Source organism: Georhizobium sp. MAB10, assembly GCF_045012825.1.
In the GTDB taxonomy this organism is placed as follows: Bacteria; Pseudomonadota; Alphaproteobacteria; order Rhizobiales; family Rhizobiaceae; genus Georhizobium; species Georhizobium profundi.
The window spans coordinates 1,061,547-1,075,531 of the sequence record NZ_CP118314.1 but is presented as its reverse complement, the minus strand read 5'-3'; the positions used below and the strand labels follow the sequence as shown (position 1 = coordinate 1,075,531).

Genomic DNA, 13,985 nt, shown 5'->3' with positions numbered 1-13,985 from the left:
CAATTTAAATTGACATCATTCCTCGCCGGTGAAGTCAGCGAGATTATAGCGACGCAGCTTGATGTAGAGGCTCTGGCGGCTCAAGCCCAGCATTTCGGCAGCCGATGCGCGATTGTTGCCCGTGAGACGAAGCGCGGATTCGATGCACATTTTCTCAATGATATCGGACGTGTCCCGAACGAGATCCTTGAGGGGAACGCGCCCGACCAAGTCCGCAAATTGCTCCACCTGATAGGGCAAGCCGCCCTCGCCGGCTGTGCGCACGACATCGGCAGCAGCAGCCGCAACCTCCCTGATCGAAAACCCGAACGTGCCGCCAGCCTCGTCGATCTGTCCAGCCGACAATTCGACATCGTGCCGCCCGCCAAAACCGTCGCGCAGGATCGTCTGAAACCTGCTGACGACCCGGTGCTCACGCAGGTTGGACAGAATAATCTGCACGTCCACGCCCGTAACGCCGAGCCAGTTGTCGAGCGACTTTCCCACCACCCTTTCCGGGCTCAGCACCCGAATGAGATCGAGAAAGGCGGGATTGGCCTCCAGCACGACGCCCTGCCGATCGGTCACCACATGGCCATCGGGCAAACCGCTGAAGAAGTCCTTGCCATAGGCCTCGCCGGCCAATGGGCTTCCACTCGGCTTGATACGAATTAGAAGCTCCACCGCCCCGGCAAGGCGAAACGGAATGATGGAGAGAGTGAGAGCACCGATACCATCGGCGGCATCGACGACGATCTGCTCAGAAACCCCACGCGCACGCACGTCGGCAAGCGTCGCCGCCAGTTCGGCGGGCTCGCTTGCAGCCAGCAGCTGAACGGAAGACATGCCGATGAGCTTCGCAACCGGGCGCCCGAAAAGCCGACCCGCAGCTTCATTGGCATCGATGATGCGCAGGCTTGTGCCGTCGAGGGCGACCAGCCCTTCATCTTCCGCCTGGAACAGCACGCGATACCGGGCTTCCGCATCTCGCAGCCGGCGATAGTCGCGCTCCATCTCGATCTGAGCCGCCACCAGTCTTTGCTGCATTTGCGCGACGCCGCGCAGATCCGAGCCGAGAGCGAGATGGACTTTCTGATCCGGGAAGCTCAGAAGCGCATAGGACACCGGCAGATCGGGAAACCCGGGAGCCGGATGATTGACCTGCCGCGCTCGTGTGCGTGAATTGCGTGCGGCATCGGCGAGCAGCGCCTCGACCTTTTCGAGGCTTTCGAGCGTCACAGTCTCTGCGAAAAGCCGGCCGACCCAGGATTCCGGCCTGTATCTCGACAGATCTCGGTCGCGATAGGCGACGTCGATGACGGTGCCATCGGCGTTCAGCACGAGCGTGATGTCGGATGCGGTCTGAGCGATCGCCAAGATAGCAGCCGGGCCGAGATCACCCAGCAGGGATTGCTGGCTCGCAAAGGAGCGACTGAATTCGTCGGCAGGTTGATGGTCCATCAAGGCCGTCCAGTTCCTTTACCTACCGCGCCAAAGCTTGCTCCCGCCCCACATGCGATCCCAATCGCAGCTGCGCAAGAAAAACCGCCGTGTCGGGATCCGTCGCCAAGAAGTCCGCACCGACACCAACGGCGTACTCTGGGCGACTGACGAACGCATTACCTCCGACGAGGAATAAAACGTCCCGGGTCTTCTCCCTGTTACGCACGTTCCCGATAAACAATGTCAACCTGTCGAGCAAGCATTCGGCAGATAGAGACAGCCCTACCAGATCGTATCTGTGCATAACCAGTGCCGTCATGAGTTCGGCCTCGTCGGCTCCGGTGCGCAGGTCGACGGCATAACCGGCACGCTCGAATGCCAGCGCCACGTAATGAAGGCCGAAATCATGCGTCTCACCCGGCGCCGCGGAAAGCAGGATGGAGCGGGCACCGACCTGAGGCGGTCGATGGCGCTGCCGAACTTCCTGCACGAGAAGACGCTTCAGCCTTGAGACAGCGACCGTAACGTCGAGAAACGACCAGGCATCGCTGGACCAGTAGGCGCCCGCAAGCCGTGCGGCCGGCGCAAACACTGCATCCTGAATGGTTTGTCGCCGTTGCAACCTGTCGCGCAAAATGTCCACCGCACGCTCGCACGCCCAAAAGCCGGGCGCCCGCAACGTTTCGGTAAAAGCCGCAATCATCATGTCATCGATAGGCAGCAGCGGCGCAAATGGGCGTTGCGCACCGATCTGCCGCAGGTAATCGGCAGGCCGACCGTTCAAGCCGACCGCTTGGATACGATGTGCAGTATCGCTCATGGGCCACCTCGCTCGACGACCCCATCGCCATGACTGGTGTTGATCGGGCACCAAAGAAGGGCGTCGGTCGCTCCGGCGCCGGCACATCATCAGTGTCATTGGAGCATGACCCAATTGCAGCCCATTGTAAATCTAGATGTACGTCATGTTTAGTTGACACATGCCTTTGCGCGGCGGTACTCTCCATTCAACAGCTGCAGTTCAGTGCAGCAGGAGGCAAGGCGCATGGCGGGATCGAGTATCAGGCAGTGCGTAGCGCTTTATACGGTTGAAGAGCGCGCCCGCCGGGACCGGACCGTGTGGACCCTGGTTCAGGGGATCCTTGCGCCGATACAGTTCCTTGCCTTCGTCGTCTCCGCCCTCTTGATTGCGCGCTATCTCGCAACCGGTGAGGGGGCGACGGCTGCGCACACATCCATCGTAGTCAAGACCTTGCTTCTCTATGCGATCATGATCACCGGCTCGATCTGGGAGAAGGTCGTGTTCGGACGCTACCTTTTCGCACCCGCCTTCTTGTGGGAAGACATGTTCTCGATGGTGGTGCTGGCGCTTCATACCGCCTATCTCGCGGCGCTTCTTTCAGGCGCCCTGGAGACCACACAGCTTCTCTGGTTGGCGGTGGCCGCCTACGCAACCTATGTCATCAACGCCGCCCAGTTCATCGTGAAGCTGCGGCAGGCCCGGCTTTCACGCAGTGACGACGCGACCGCTGCCTCCTATGCAGGAGGCGCAGCGTCATGACCACCGTGCTCGACCGGACAACCTCACCCGCAACGCCTTCTACCTCGCCTGCGCCCCTATTGCGCGAACGCGGTCAGCGCGAAGTCTTCTGTGGCCTCACCTCCATCATCTGGCTGCACCGCAAGCTGCAGGACGCATTCTTCCTGATCGTCGGATCACGGACATGCGCCCATCTCATGCAGTCTGCCGCCGGCGTGATGATCTTCGCGGAACCCCGTTTCGCGACCGCCATCATTGAAGACCGCGACCTTGCCGGCATGGCGGACCTGCACGACGAACTGGACCGCATCGTCGCCCGCGTCGTGGCAAGACGGCCGGAAATCCGGATGATCGTGCTCGTCGGCTCCTGCCCGTCGGAAGTGATCAAGCTCGATCTTTCCAAGGCGGCCGAACGGCTGCAGGCCCGCGGCCAGCACGCTGGCGTTCGCTTCCTCACCTATACCGGAAGCGGCATAGAGACGACGTTCACCGAAGGCGAAGACCGGTTTTTGGCAAGCCTCGTGACGGCCCTGCCCGCGCAGGAGCAGAACGCCAAGCCGCGCCTGCTCGTTGCCGGCTGTCTGGCAGACGTGGTGGAAGACCAGTTCCGCCGCATCTTCACCGCGCTTGGGATTGAGCAGGTCGATTTTCTGCCGATGCGCGAAAGCACGGTCATGCCGTCCGTTGGCCCGTCGACCACGGTGCTTCTGGCGCAGCCCTATCTCACCGAAACCGCCCGTCTCCTGCAGTCTCGCGGTTGTCAGCTGCTGCATCCGCTGTTTCCGCTCGGCGAAGAAGGCACGACTGCCTGGCTTCGGGCTGCGGCAGACGCATTCGGCGTCGACCCCGGCCGGTTCGAAGCCATAACCCGGCCCGGACGAGACCGCGCCCGCATCGCCATGACGCGCGCCCGCTCCGAACTTGAGGGCAAGTCGCTCTTTCTGTTCCCCGATTCCCAGCTGGAGCCGGCCCTGGCCCGCGTGCTGTCGCGCGAAGCAGGCATGGTGCCGATCGAAGTTGGCACACCTTTCCTCAACCGGCAGCACCTGTCTGCCGAACTCGCCCTGCTGCCGAGCGATATCACGCTCAGCGAAGGCCAGGATGTCGACAGCCAGCTCGACCGGCTGCGCGATGCTGCGCCTGACCTTACCGTCTGCGGCATGGGCCTTGCCAATCCGCTCGAGGCGGAAGGGTTCGCGACCAAATGGTCGATCGAGCTCGTCTTCACCCCCATCCAGGGCTATGACCAGGCCGGCGATCTCGCCGAGCTGTTCATGCGCCCCTTGCGCCGTCGCGCGCTTCTTCAGACCGGGAGAGCGTGATGCAGCTTGCGATGTGGACATATGAAGGGCCACCCCATGTCGGCGCGATGCGGATCGCAACCGCCATGCGCGGGCTTCATTACGTGCTGCACGCACCGCAGGGCGACACCTACGCCGATCTGCTGTTCACGATGATCGAGCGCGATGCCAAACGTCCGCCGGTTACATACACCACCTTCCAGGCGCGCGATCTCGGTGCCGACACCGCAGCGATCTTCAAGACCGCGTGCGCCGACGCCGAAGCGCGCTTCAAGCCGGACGCCATGATCGTCGGCGCCTCCTGCACGGCAGAACTTCTGCAGGACGATCCGGGCGGGCTTGCCGCGGCCCTCGGCCTTTCAATTCCCGTCGTGGCGCTGGAACTGCCTTCCTACCAGAAGAAGGAAAACTGGGGCGCGTCGGAAACCTTCTATCGCCTCGTCCGCAGCTTCGCTGCCGGCCCGACGCCCGAGGGCCGCAACCCGGCCAGCTGCAATATCCTTGGCCCTACCGCACTCGGCTTCCGCCATCGCGACGACGTCGAGGAAATCTGCCGGCTGCTGGTCTCGATCGGCGTAACGGTCAATGTGGTCGCCCCGCTCGGCGCCTCCGTGCACGATTTGACCCGGCTTCCGCAGGCTGCCTTCAACGTCGTGCTCTACCCCGAGATCGCCGCGACGAGCGCCAATTTTCTGAAAGAGCGTCACGGTCAGCCTTTTACCAGGACGGTTCCCATCGGCAGCGGCGCTTGCCGCGATTTCGTTGCAGAAGTGGCGCAACTGGCAGGTCTCGATGTCGAGGCGGCGCTCGCCACGATCAAATCGCGGGCACCGTGGTACGCTGCCTCGATCGATAGCAATTATCTCACCGGCAAGCGCGTCTTCATCTTCGGCGATGCGACCCATGCCATCGCCGCCGCTCGGATCGCGCGCGACGAGCTCGGCTTCAACGTTTGCGGTCTCGGCACCTACACGCGCGAATTCGCCCGCGACGTTCGAGCAGCTGCGAAGACTTACGGCCTCGACGCACTGATCACCGACGATCATCTGGAAGTCGAGGATGCCATCATCGCGGCCCAGCCGGAACTCGTGCTCGGCACGCAGATGGAGCGTCATGTGGCCAAGCGGCTGCATGTTCCCTGCGCGGTCATTTCCGCGCCGGTTCACGTGCAGGATTTCCCGGCGCGTTACTCGCCGCAGATGGGACCCGAAGGCGCAAACGTCATTTTCGACAGCTGGGTCCACCCGCTGATGATGGGCCTGGAAGAACATCTCCTCGGCATGTTCCGCGACGACTTCGAGTTTCACGACGGCGCCAACCCTTCGCACCTTGCTCCCGCAAGCCAGAAAACCAGCGAGCCTGAAGCACCGCAGATCGTCGCCCAGAGTGCTCCCAATTGGGCTCAGGAAGCCGAAAGCGAACTGAAAAAGATCCCCTTTTTCGTCCGCGGAAAGGCCCGCCGCAACACAGAACGTTTCGCCGCAGACCACGGTCTGTCCACCATCACAATCGAGACGCTCTACGATGCAAAAGCGCATTACAGCCGGTGAGACGACGCCGATCGCCGTGACCATCGTGACGCTCGACAGTCACATGGCTAGCGCGGTCGAGCGTGCGGGAAGGCTTCTAGCGCCGGAGCTACCGGGGCTTCGCCTCACACTACATTCCATGGCCGAATGGGGCGACGATCCGCTCGCTGCCGATCGTTGCCGCGACGACATCGCATCCGCCGATATCGTCATCGCCAACATGATCTTCATGGAAGAACACATCCGCACCGTCATGCCGTGGCTGAAGGCGCGGCGGGATGCGTGCGATGCCATCATCGGCTGCCTCTCGGCCGGTGAAGTGGTGAAGATCACGCGGCTTGGCGATTTCGCCATGAACAACCCGACCGGTGGCATCATCGGCCTGCTCAAGCGTTTGCGGGGCGCCGCCAAGCCAGGTCAGCAGGCGGGCCGCCAACAGGTTCGCATGCTGAAGCAGCTTCCGCGCATCCTGCGCTTCATTCCGGGCAAGGCGCAGGACCTGCGCGCCTACTTCCTCACGCTGCAGTACATGCTCGCCGGTTCGGACGAGAATATCGCCAACATGGTCCGCTACCTTGTCGGCCGATACGCATCGGGCAATCGCGCCGGCCTGCGCGCGGTCGTCGATGCCAAGGCACCGAACGAGTATCCGGAAGTCGGCGTCTATCACGCGAACCTGACGGCCCGTGTGAGCGATCGCGCTGAGGTGTTGCCGCGCCGGGCTGGGCACGGCGGTACCGTCGGCCTCATCATCATGCGGTCCTACGTGCTCGCCGGAAACACGGCCCATTACGACGCCGTCATCCAGGCAATGGAAGCGCGCGGCCTGAACGTCGTGCCCGCCTTCGCAGCGGGCCTCGATGCCGGCCAGGCCGTGGAGAGATTTTTCCTTGGTGACGACCGGCCGCGGGTCGATGCCGTGGTCTCCCTCACCGGTTTTTCCCTGATCGGGGGACCCGCCTACAACGACTCGCACGCCGCACAGACGCTTCTTGCCCGCCTCGACGTGCCGTATCTCTCAGCCTGTGCCATCGAGTTCCAGGGTCTGGACCAATGGCACCGCTCGGGCGAGGGCCTGACACCGGTGGAAACAACCATGATGGTCGCTCTTCCGGAAATCGACGGCGCGGGTGGCCACATGATCTATGGCGGCCGAGCCGGCTCCGCTGGCGGACGCGACATGCAGCCGGAGCCTGAGCGCGTTGCGATGCTGGCTGCAAGGGTCGAGCGTCTCGTCCATCTGCGCCGTTCGCAGCGCGCCGATCGCAAGGTGGCGATCGTACTCTTCAATTTTCCGCCAAATGCCGGCGCCACGGGCACGGCTGCCTATCTCTCCGTCTTCCGCTCGCTCTTCAACACGATGAAGCGCATGCAGGCGGAAGGTTATGACGTCGCTCTTCCCGAAAACGCCGACGCGCTGCGCAAGGCTGTGCTCGAAGGAAATGCTGCACGGTTCGGTACACCGGCCAACGTCACCGCACGCATTTCGGCCGAAGACCATGTGCGGCGCGAACCGCATCTGGAAGAGATCGAGCGGCAGTGGGGCCCGGCGCCGGGCCGCGATCTGACCGATGGCCAGAACATCCAGATCCTCGGCGAGCGCTTCGGCAATGTGCTGATCGCCATCCAGCCGGGGTTTGGCTACGAGGGCGACCCGATGCGGCTGCTGTTTGAGCGCAGCTTCGCACCGACACACGCGTTTTCCGCCTTCTATCGCTATTTGCGCGAGGATTTTGCGTCGGATGCCATCCTGCATTTCGGCACCCACGGCGCGCTCGAATTCATGCCGGGCAAACAAGCCGGGCTTTCCGGCGATTGCTGGCCGGATCGTCTCATCGGCAGCGCACCGAACATCTATTTCTATGCCGCGAACAACCCGTCGGAAGGCACACTCGCCAAGCGCCGCTCCGGCGCAACGCTCGTCAGCTACCTGACCCCACCCGTCACGAAAGCCGGCCTCTATCGCGGCATGGTCGATCTGAAATCGGCGATCGATCGCTGGCGTGCCACCCCGCCAGCCGCGCATCGCGAACGTGTCGCGTTGGCCCAGTTGATCCGCACGCAGGCAGCCGCACTCGATCTCGTCCCCGAAGATGCCGTGTTCGACGGGGCTGGCAGCGATGAAATCGCGGCACTGATGCGCGATCTCGCTGAGCTGGAAGCAACGCTCATCCCGCACGGCATGCATGTAGCCGGCGAGCCGATCACCGCATCCGAGCGCGTGGATCTTCTCAAGGCAATCGCCGAGGCCGATCAGCAGGCTGCGCTGCCACCCGAAGTGATCGACATGATCGCGAATGGCGCCGATCCCTCTCTTGCTCTCAAGGAGCACGGCATCGCTCCAACCGGCGCGGTATTCATTCTCGCCGAACGCCTGGCCACGGCGAACGGGCATCTTTCGACCGACAGCGAGCTCACCGGCCTGATCGCAGCGCTCGACGCCCGCTTCATCCGCCCGGTTGCCGGTGGCGATATCGTTCGCACGCCTGAAATTTTACCGACCGGCCGCAACATTCATGGCTTCGATCCCTTCCGGCTCCCGAGCGCCTTTGCCTGCGCCGATGGCCGCGAACAGGCGGAGAAGCTGCTGGCCCGCCATGTGGCCGATACAGGCCGACTGCCGGAATCCATCGCGCTCGTTCTCTGGGGCACCGACAACATCAAGAGCGAAGGCGGCCCGATCGGTCAGGCACTGGCTTTGATCGGCGCAGCGCCCCGCTTCGATGGCTATGGCCGACTTGCAGGGGCCGATCTCATCCCGCTCGATCAGCTCGGTCGGCCTCGTATCGACGTGGTCATGACGTTGTCGGGCATCTTCCGCGACCTGCTTCCGCTTCAGACCAAGCTTCTGGCAGAAGCATGCCAATTGGCTGCCGCCGCGGATGAACCTCTCGACATGAATTTCGTCCGCAAGCATGCCACCCGCTACGCGGAGCAATCCGGCTGCACGCTCGAAACAGCCGCATTGCGGGTGTTCTCAAACGCCGCCGGCACCTATGGCTCCAACGTCAATCAGCTGATCGACAGCGGAGCCTGGGACGGCGAGGACGAACTGGCCGAAGCCTATCAGCGCCGCAAATGTTTCGCCTACGGCGTGGACGGCAAGCCGGTGCGCCAGGCGGAACTTCTCGGTGATATCTTGGCCAATGTCGATGCCGCCTATCAGAACCTGGAATCGGTCGAACTCGGCGTCACCACGGTCGACCACTATTTCGATACACTCGGCGGCATCAGCCGTGCGGTGAAGCGTGCAAGCGGCACGGACGTTCCGGTCTATGTGGGCGACCAGACCCGCGGCGCCGGCAAGGTGCGCACGCTCGCAGAGCAGGTCGCAATCGAGACCCGCACCCGCACGCTGAACCCCAAATTCTACGAGGCGCTGCTCGATCACGGCTACGAAGGCGTGCGCCAGATCGAGAGCCACGTGACGAACACGCTCGGCTGGTCGGCCACAACCGGCCAGGTCGCGCCCTGGATCTACCAGAACATCACAGAGACATTCGTGCTGGATGAGGCCATGCGTCGCCGCATGGCCGAACTCAACCCGCAGGCTTCCGCGCGTCTCGCCGGTCGCCTGATCGAGGCCCATGAGCGCCGTTATTGGCAGCCGGACGCCGAAACACTCGACGCCTTGCTCGAGGCGAATGACGAACTCGAGGACCGTCTCGAAGGCATATCGGTGGAGGCCGCAGCATGAACGTCTATACACGACCAGACCTCAAGGGCCGCGGGGACGGAGAAGGCAGCGTCCAGGTTCACCTCGATCCCGACCTGAAGATCGAAACCGCAAAGGTTTTCGCGATCTATGGAAAGGGCGGCATCGGCAAGTCGACGACCTCGTCGAACCTGTCGGTGGCTTTCTCGCTGCTCGGCAAGCGCGTTCTGCAGATCGGTTGCGATCCCAAGCACGATTCGACGTTCACCCTCACGAAGTCGCTGATCCCGACCGTCATCGACATCCTCGAAGAGGTGGATTTTCACACCGAGGAATTGCGGCCGGAAGACTTCGTCTTCGAAGGCTATAACGGCGTGCGCTGCATCGAGGCAGGTGGTCCGCCCGCCGGCACGGGCTGCGGCGGCTATGTCGTCGGCCAGACGGTGAAACTCCTGAAAGAGCATCATCTCCTGGAAAATACCGACATCGTCATTTTCGACGTTCTCGGTGACGTCGTCTGCGGCGGCTTTGCATCGCCTCTGCAACATGCGGAGCGCGCGCTTGTCGTGGCCGCCAACGACTTCGACTCCATATTCGCGATGAACCGCATCATCGCGGCAATCAAGGCGAAGTCCAAGAACTACAATGTGCGTCTGGGTGGCGTGATCGCCAATCGGTCCCACGCGACCGACGAGATCGATCGTTTCAACGCGGCTGTCGGCCTGGAACGGCTAGCGCACATCCCGGATCTCGACGCCGTCAGACGCTCGCGCCTGAAGAAGTCGACGCTGTTCGAAATGGACCTGACGCCGGAAGTGGAGCGCGCCCGCGCCGAATACATGGCGCTCGCCCGCACGCTTCTTTCCGACAACCGGGAGTTCGATGCGCAGCCGATGAAGGATCGGGACATCTTCGATTTCCTGGGGTTCGAGTGATGGAGAGCCCGACCTACAAAGCCCGGCGCGACGAGGTCCGCACCTATTTCGACTCGACCGCGCTCGATGCCTGGAAGCGTTTCGCAGGGGGCTCGCCGCTTGGCCGCATTCGCGACAGCGTGCGCGCGGGCCGCAGCCAGATGCGGGAGACGATCCTGTCGCGCCTGCCTTCCGACTTGCAGGGCTGGCGCATCCTTGATGCAGGCTGCGGCACCGGCGCAATCAGCGTCGCTCTGGCGCGGCGCGGCGCAAGCGTGGTCGGCGTCGACCTTTCGCCCGAAACGATCGCCTATGCGCAAGAGAACCTGCCTGCCGATTGTCGCGACGGCGCAATCGAGTTCCGACATGGCGACATGCTGGACAGCGGGCTCGGTCCGTTCGACGCCGTGGTGGCGATGGATTCGCTCATTCACTACAGCACCCCGGATGCCGTGGAGGCACTGGCACGGCTCGGCGCCCGCACACGCCACACACTGCTCTTCACCTATGTACCGCGCACGCCGCTCCTGGCCGCGATGCACCTGACCGGCCGGCTTTTCCCCAAGCGCAGCCGCGCACCGTCCGTCACGCCGACATCACCCGAAGCCATAGCGGCGCAGATCGCGGAGTCTCCGGCGCTGATCGACTGGCAGGCCTATGATCGCAGCCGCGTCAGCCACGGCTTCTACACCTCCGAACTTCTGGAGTTGATGCGGCGATGAGCACTGCGCGCAGCCAGAAAACGGGCATGGCGTTGCTTTGGCGCTCGGTGGGAACGCGCTTCCTGCCGTTTGCCGATGCCGCGAGCCCCGGGCTGCCGCTTGCACGCCTGCTTCGCCTGTCGCTCTTCCAGGTTTCCGTCGGCATGGCCATGGTGCTGCTGACCGGCACCTTGAACCGCGTCATGATCGTCGAGCTCAACGTGCCGGCCGCATTGGTCGCGCTGATGGTGGCGCTGCCGATCGTGGCGGCCCCGTTGCGCGCGCTCATCGGCCACCGCTCCGATACCTATAGCTCCTATCTCGGTTGGCGCCGGGTCCCCTTCATCTGGATGGGCACACTGCTTCAGTTCGGCGGCCTCGCTATCATGCCCTTCGCGCTCCTGCTGCTTTCGGGTGATGGCCACTACGGGCCGCTGGGCGGGCAGATCGGCGCCGCGCTCGCGTTCCTGCTGGTTGGCGCCGGCATGCACATGACGCAGACCGCCGGCCTCGCACTCGCCTGCGATCTCGCAGAGCCGAAAAACCGGCCGCGCGTCGTCGCGCTGCTTTATGTTTTCCTCTTGGTCGGCATGCTCATCTCCGCGATCGTCTTCTCCGCCCTGCTCGCCGACTATTCGCATCTCCGGCTGATCCAAGTCGTGCAGGGCGCCGCGATGGTCACGATGGCGCTGAACGTGATCGCGCTCTGGAAGCAGGAAAGCCGTGATCCGGTACGCACGCGCCATGACCGCCCCCGCCCGGCCTTTGCCGAAGCCTGGGCGTCGTACATGGCGTCTGGCCGCTCGGGACGACTTCTCGCTGCGCTGGCTTTGGGAACGGCCGCATTTTCCATGCAGGATGTGCTGCTCGAGCCCTATGGCGGGCAGGTGCTGGCCTTGCCGGTCGGCGCCACGACGATGCTCACGGCCATTCTCGCAACCGGTACGCTGCTCGGTCTCGCCATCGCTGCGCGTCTTCTGTCATCGGGCTTCAACGCCTATCGCCTTGCAGCCATCGGCGCGCTGGTCGGTGTTCCGGCCTTCTCGCTCGTCATCATCGCGTCACCGCTGGAATCCGCCCTGATCTTCCGTCTCGGCACGGCATTGATCGGGCTCGGTGGCGGCCTTTTTGCGGTCAGCATGCTGACCGCAGCCATGGACCTTTCCGACAATGGCGACAGTGGTATTGCGCTTGGCGCTTGGGGCGCGGTGCAGGCCACTTCCATGGGGCTCGGTATCGCGGCTGGCGGCCTTATCCGCGACGGCGTCACGCACCTTGCCGCGCAAGGCTCGGTCTTCGACCAGGTCTCGGCCGGCTACGGCGTCGTCTACCACATCGAAATTGGACTGCTCTTCGCCACGCTCATCGCGATCGGCCCGCTTGCCCGATACCCGGGCCCACGGACCGGCACCCCGCGCGAACGCTTCGGCATGATGGAATTCCCCAACTAGCTCGGGGATTGAGGAAGGACATGGCAATGGAAATCGGCGCAATCACAGGCTACATGGACGTTGCTCAGCTGGCGCTTTACGCCTTCTGGCTCTTCTTCGCCGGCCTCATCTTCTACATCCGTCGCGAAGATCGTCGCGAGGGCTATCCGCTCGAGCGTGATCCCACCGGAGAGATCCATCGACCAAATGAATTGTTGATGGCGGAGCCGAAGACCTTCTTCCGCCCCCACGGTGCCGGCACCTATACCGTACCCAACAACAAGCGTGACAACCGCCCGATCGCCGCAGCCCGACTGGCGCCCTGGCCCGGCGCGCCTTTGACGCCAACCGGCAATCCTCTCGTCGACGGCGTCGGCCCGGCCGCCTGGGCGGAGCGTGATGATCGCCCCGACATGACGCATGATGGCCGCCTGCGCATCGTGCCCTGGTCGAGCGACACGCATTTCATGATCGCGACGGGGGATTTCGATCCCCGTGGCCTGCCAGTGATTGCCGTTGACCGCCGACAAGTGGCCACCGTCACCGATCTCTGGGTCGATCGGGCCGAGCACATGGTCCGCTATCTCGAGGTGGAACTGACGGGCGGGCGCCACGTGCTCGTTCCGCACAATCTCGCACGCATCAAGAAAACGCAGGTCGACGTGAAGTCGCTGACATCTGCCCAATTCGCAGACGTGCCGGGTCTCAAAGCAATGGACCGGATCACGCTGCTCGAGGAAGACAAGATCATGGCGTATTTCGCGGGAGGCCATCTCTACGCGATACCCGAGCGTCTGGAGCCACTGATATGAGCGCTGTCTCCCACGACGATTTCGCGTTCGACCACGCCCCTGGACTGCCCGAAGCCTTGCCCCAGAACGAGGCGCTTCTCTGGCAGGGCTCGCCGGACTGGCGCACGCTTGCAAGGGAAGCCTTTCACCTGCGCGCCGTGGCGATCTACTTCGGGCTTCTGCTTGCCTGGCGCTTCGTGACGGCACTCTATGATGGTCTTGGCGTCACAGCCGCCCTGGTCCATGCCGCCTGGATGGTGCCGGTGGCGCTCGCCGGCATCGGCATCCTGCTCGGTCTCGGCTATGCCTATGCGCGGACCACGATCTACACACTGACGAGCAAGCGCCTGCTGATCCGCTCGGGCCTCGCGCTTCCCGTCACGCTCAACATTCCCTTCGCGCGCATCGAGAGTGCCGCTGTGCGGCCACTGACGAAATCCGGCGCAGGCAATATCGCCTTGAGGGTCGCGCGTCCGGATCGGATCGCCTGGCTCCTCCTCTGGCCGCATGTGCGCCCGTTGTCGCTGCGCGATCCCCAGCCGATGCTGCGTGCCGTTGCAGATGCGGATGTCGTGGCCAAGCACGTTGCCCGTGCGCTGGCCGCCGACGCCGGCCAGGTTCAGCCGCGCTTCACCGTTGTCTCGAACGTAGAGCGGCCTGCCCAACAGGTAGCGCAGCCCGCACCGGCAAGGGGATAATCTG

11 protein-coding genes are annotated in these 13,985 nt (G+C 63.5%); 9 read left to right on the top strand and 2 right to left on the bottom strand.

The window, feature by feature from the left end; all coding sequences use genetic code 11:
• Nucleotides 1-15: 15 nt before the first annotated feature.
• Together ppsR and PU133_RS04885 are read right to left on the bottom strand one after the other, a co-directional pair.
• Nucleotides 16-1,440 carry a transcriptional regulator PpsR gene (gene ppsR / locus PU133_RS04890; RefSeq protein WP_404863728.1) on the bottom strand — a complete coding sequence of 475 codons (1,425 nt, stop codon included), beginning with the start codon at nt 1,438-1,440 and terminating at the stop codon, nt 16-18.
• 22 nt (nt 1,441-1,462) lie between these two features.
• On the bottom strand, nt 1,463-2,242 hold the full coding sequence (locus tag PU133_RS04885; protein ID WP_404863727.1) for a B12-binding domain-containing protein: 780 nt from the start codon (nt 2,240-2,242) through the stop codon (nt 1,463-1,465).
• A gap of 225 nt (nt 2,243-2,467) precedes the next feature.
• On the opposite strand from PU133_RS04885, the gene bchF reads away from it, so the two are divergent.
• From bchF to puhB, 9 genes are read left to right on the top strand one after another with little or no spacing between them, the layout of a single operon-like run.
• Complete coding sequence (gene bchF, locus PU133_RS04880) at nt 2,468-2,983, top strand: 2-vinyl bacteriochlorophyllide hydratase (RefSeq protein WP_404863726.1); 516 nt, start codon at nt 2,468-2,470, stop codon at nt 2,981-2,983.
• Complete coding sequence (locus PU133_RS04875) at nt 2,980-4,284, top strand: ferredoxin:protochlorophyllide reductase (ATP-dependent) subunit N (protein WP_404863725.1); 1,305 nt, start codon at nt 2,980-2,982, stop codon at nt 4,282-4,284. Before bchF ends, PU133_RS04875 begins: the two co-directional genes overlap by 4 nt.
• On the top strand, nt 4,284-5,813 hold the full coding sequence (gene bchB / locus PU133_RS04870; protein WP_404863724.1) for a ferredoxin:protochlorophyllide reductase (ATP-dependent) subunit B: 1,530 nt from the start codon (nt 4,284-4,286) through the stop codon (nt 5,811-5,813). Before PU133_RS04875 ends, bchB begins: the two co-directional genes overlap by 1 nt.
• The gene (locus PU133_RS04865; RefSeq protein ID WP_404863723.1) at nt 5,788-9,489 is read left to right on the top strand and encodes a magnesium chelatase subunit H; all 3,702 of its coding nucleotides are present in this window, start codon (nt 5,788-5,790) and stop codon (nt 9,487-9,489) included. The genes bchB and PU133_RS04865 overlap by 26 nt, the downstream gene beginning before the upstream one ends.
• Nucleotides 9,486-10,382, top strand: a complete 897-nt coding sequence (gene bchL, locus PU133_RS04860; RefSeq protein WP_126008261.1) for a ferredoxin:protochlorophyllide reductase (ATP-dependent) iron-sulfur ATP-binding protein — start codon at nt 9,486-9,488, stop codon at nt 10,380-10,382. Before PU133_RS04865 ends, bchL begins: the two co-directional genes overlap by 4 nt.
• Nucleotides 10,382-11,083, top strand: coding sequence for a magnesium protoporphyrin IX methyltransferase (bchM, locus tag PU133_RS04855; protein ID WP_404863722.1), 702 nt, complete (start codon nt 10,382-10,384; stop codon nt 11,081-11,083). Before bchL ends, bchM begins: the two co-directional genes overlap by 1 nt.
• The gene (locus PU133_RS04850) at nt 11,080-12,513 is read left to right on the top strand and encodes a BCD family MFS transporter (RefSeq protein WP_404863721.1); all 1,434 of its coding nucleotides are present in this window, start codon (nt 11,080-11,082) and stop codon (nt 12,511-12,513) included. Before bchM ends, PU133_RS04850 begins: the two co-directional genes overlap by 4 nt.
• 26 nt (nt 12,514-12,539) lie before the next feature.
• Nucleotides 12,540-13,304 carry a photosynthetic reaction center subunit H gene (puhA, locus tag PU133_RS04845; protein WP_404863720.1) on the top strand — a complete coding sequence of 255 codons (765 nt, stop codon included), beginning with the start codon at nt 12,540-12,542 and terminating at the stop codon, nt 13,302-13,304.
• Entirely contained in the window at nt 13,301-13,981 is a 681-nt protein-coding gene (puhB, locus tag PU133_RS04840; protein WP_404863719.1) for a photosynthetic complex putative assembly protein PuhB, read from the top strand. Before puhA ends, puhB begins: the two co-directional genes overlap by 4 nt.
• Nucleotides 13,982-13,985 lie beyond the last annotated feature (4 nt).

Bases quoted from the DNA above. Each gene is read 5' to 3' on its own strand.
- ppsR (WP_404863728.1), bottom strand. From the start codon at position 1,440: ATGGACCATCAACCTGCCGACGAATTCAGTCGCTCCTTTGCGAGCCAG.
- PU133_RS04885 (WP_404863727.1), bottom strand. From the start codon at position 2,242: ATGAGCGATACTGCACATCGTATCCAAGCGGTCGGCTTGAACGGTCGG.
- bchF (WP_404863726.1), top strand. From the start codon at position 2,468: ATGGCGGGATCGAGTATCAGGCAGTGCGTAGCGCTTTATACGGTTGAA.
- PU133_RS04875 (WP_404863725.1), top strand. From the start codon at position 2,980: ATGACCACCGTGCTCGACCGGACAACCTCACCCGCAACGCCTTCTACC.
- bchB (WP_404863724.1), top strand. From the start codon at position 4,284: ATGCAGCTTGCGATGTGGACATATGAAGGGCCACCCCATGTCGGCGCG.
- PU133_RS04865 (WP_404863723.1), top strand. From the start codon at position 5,788: ATGCAAAAGCGCATTACAGCCGGTGAGACGACGCCGATCGCCGTGACC.
- bchL (WP_126008261.1), top strand. From the start codon at position 9,486: ATGAACGTCTATACACGACCAGACCTCAAGGGCCGCGGGGACGGAGAA.
- bchM (WP_404863722.1), top strand. From the start codon at position 10,382: ATGGAGAGCCCGACCTACAAAGCCCGGCGCGACGAGGTCCGCACCTAT.
- PU133_RS04850 (WP_404863721.1), top strand. From the start codon at position 11,080: ATGAGCACTGCGCGCAGCCAGAAAACGGGCATGGCGTTGCTTTGGCGC.
- puhA (WP_404863720.1), top strand. From the start codon at position 12,540: ATGGAAATCGGCGCAATCACAGGCTACATGGACGTTGCTCAGCTGGCG.
- puhB (WP_404863719.1), top strand. From the start codon at position 13,301: ATGAGCGCTGTCTCCCACGACGATTTCGCGTTCGACCACGCCCCTGGA.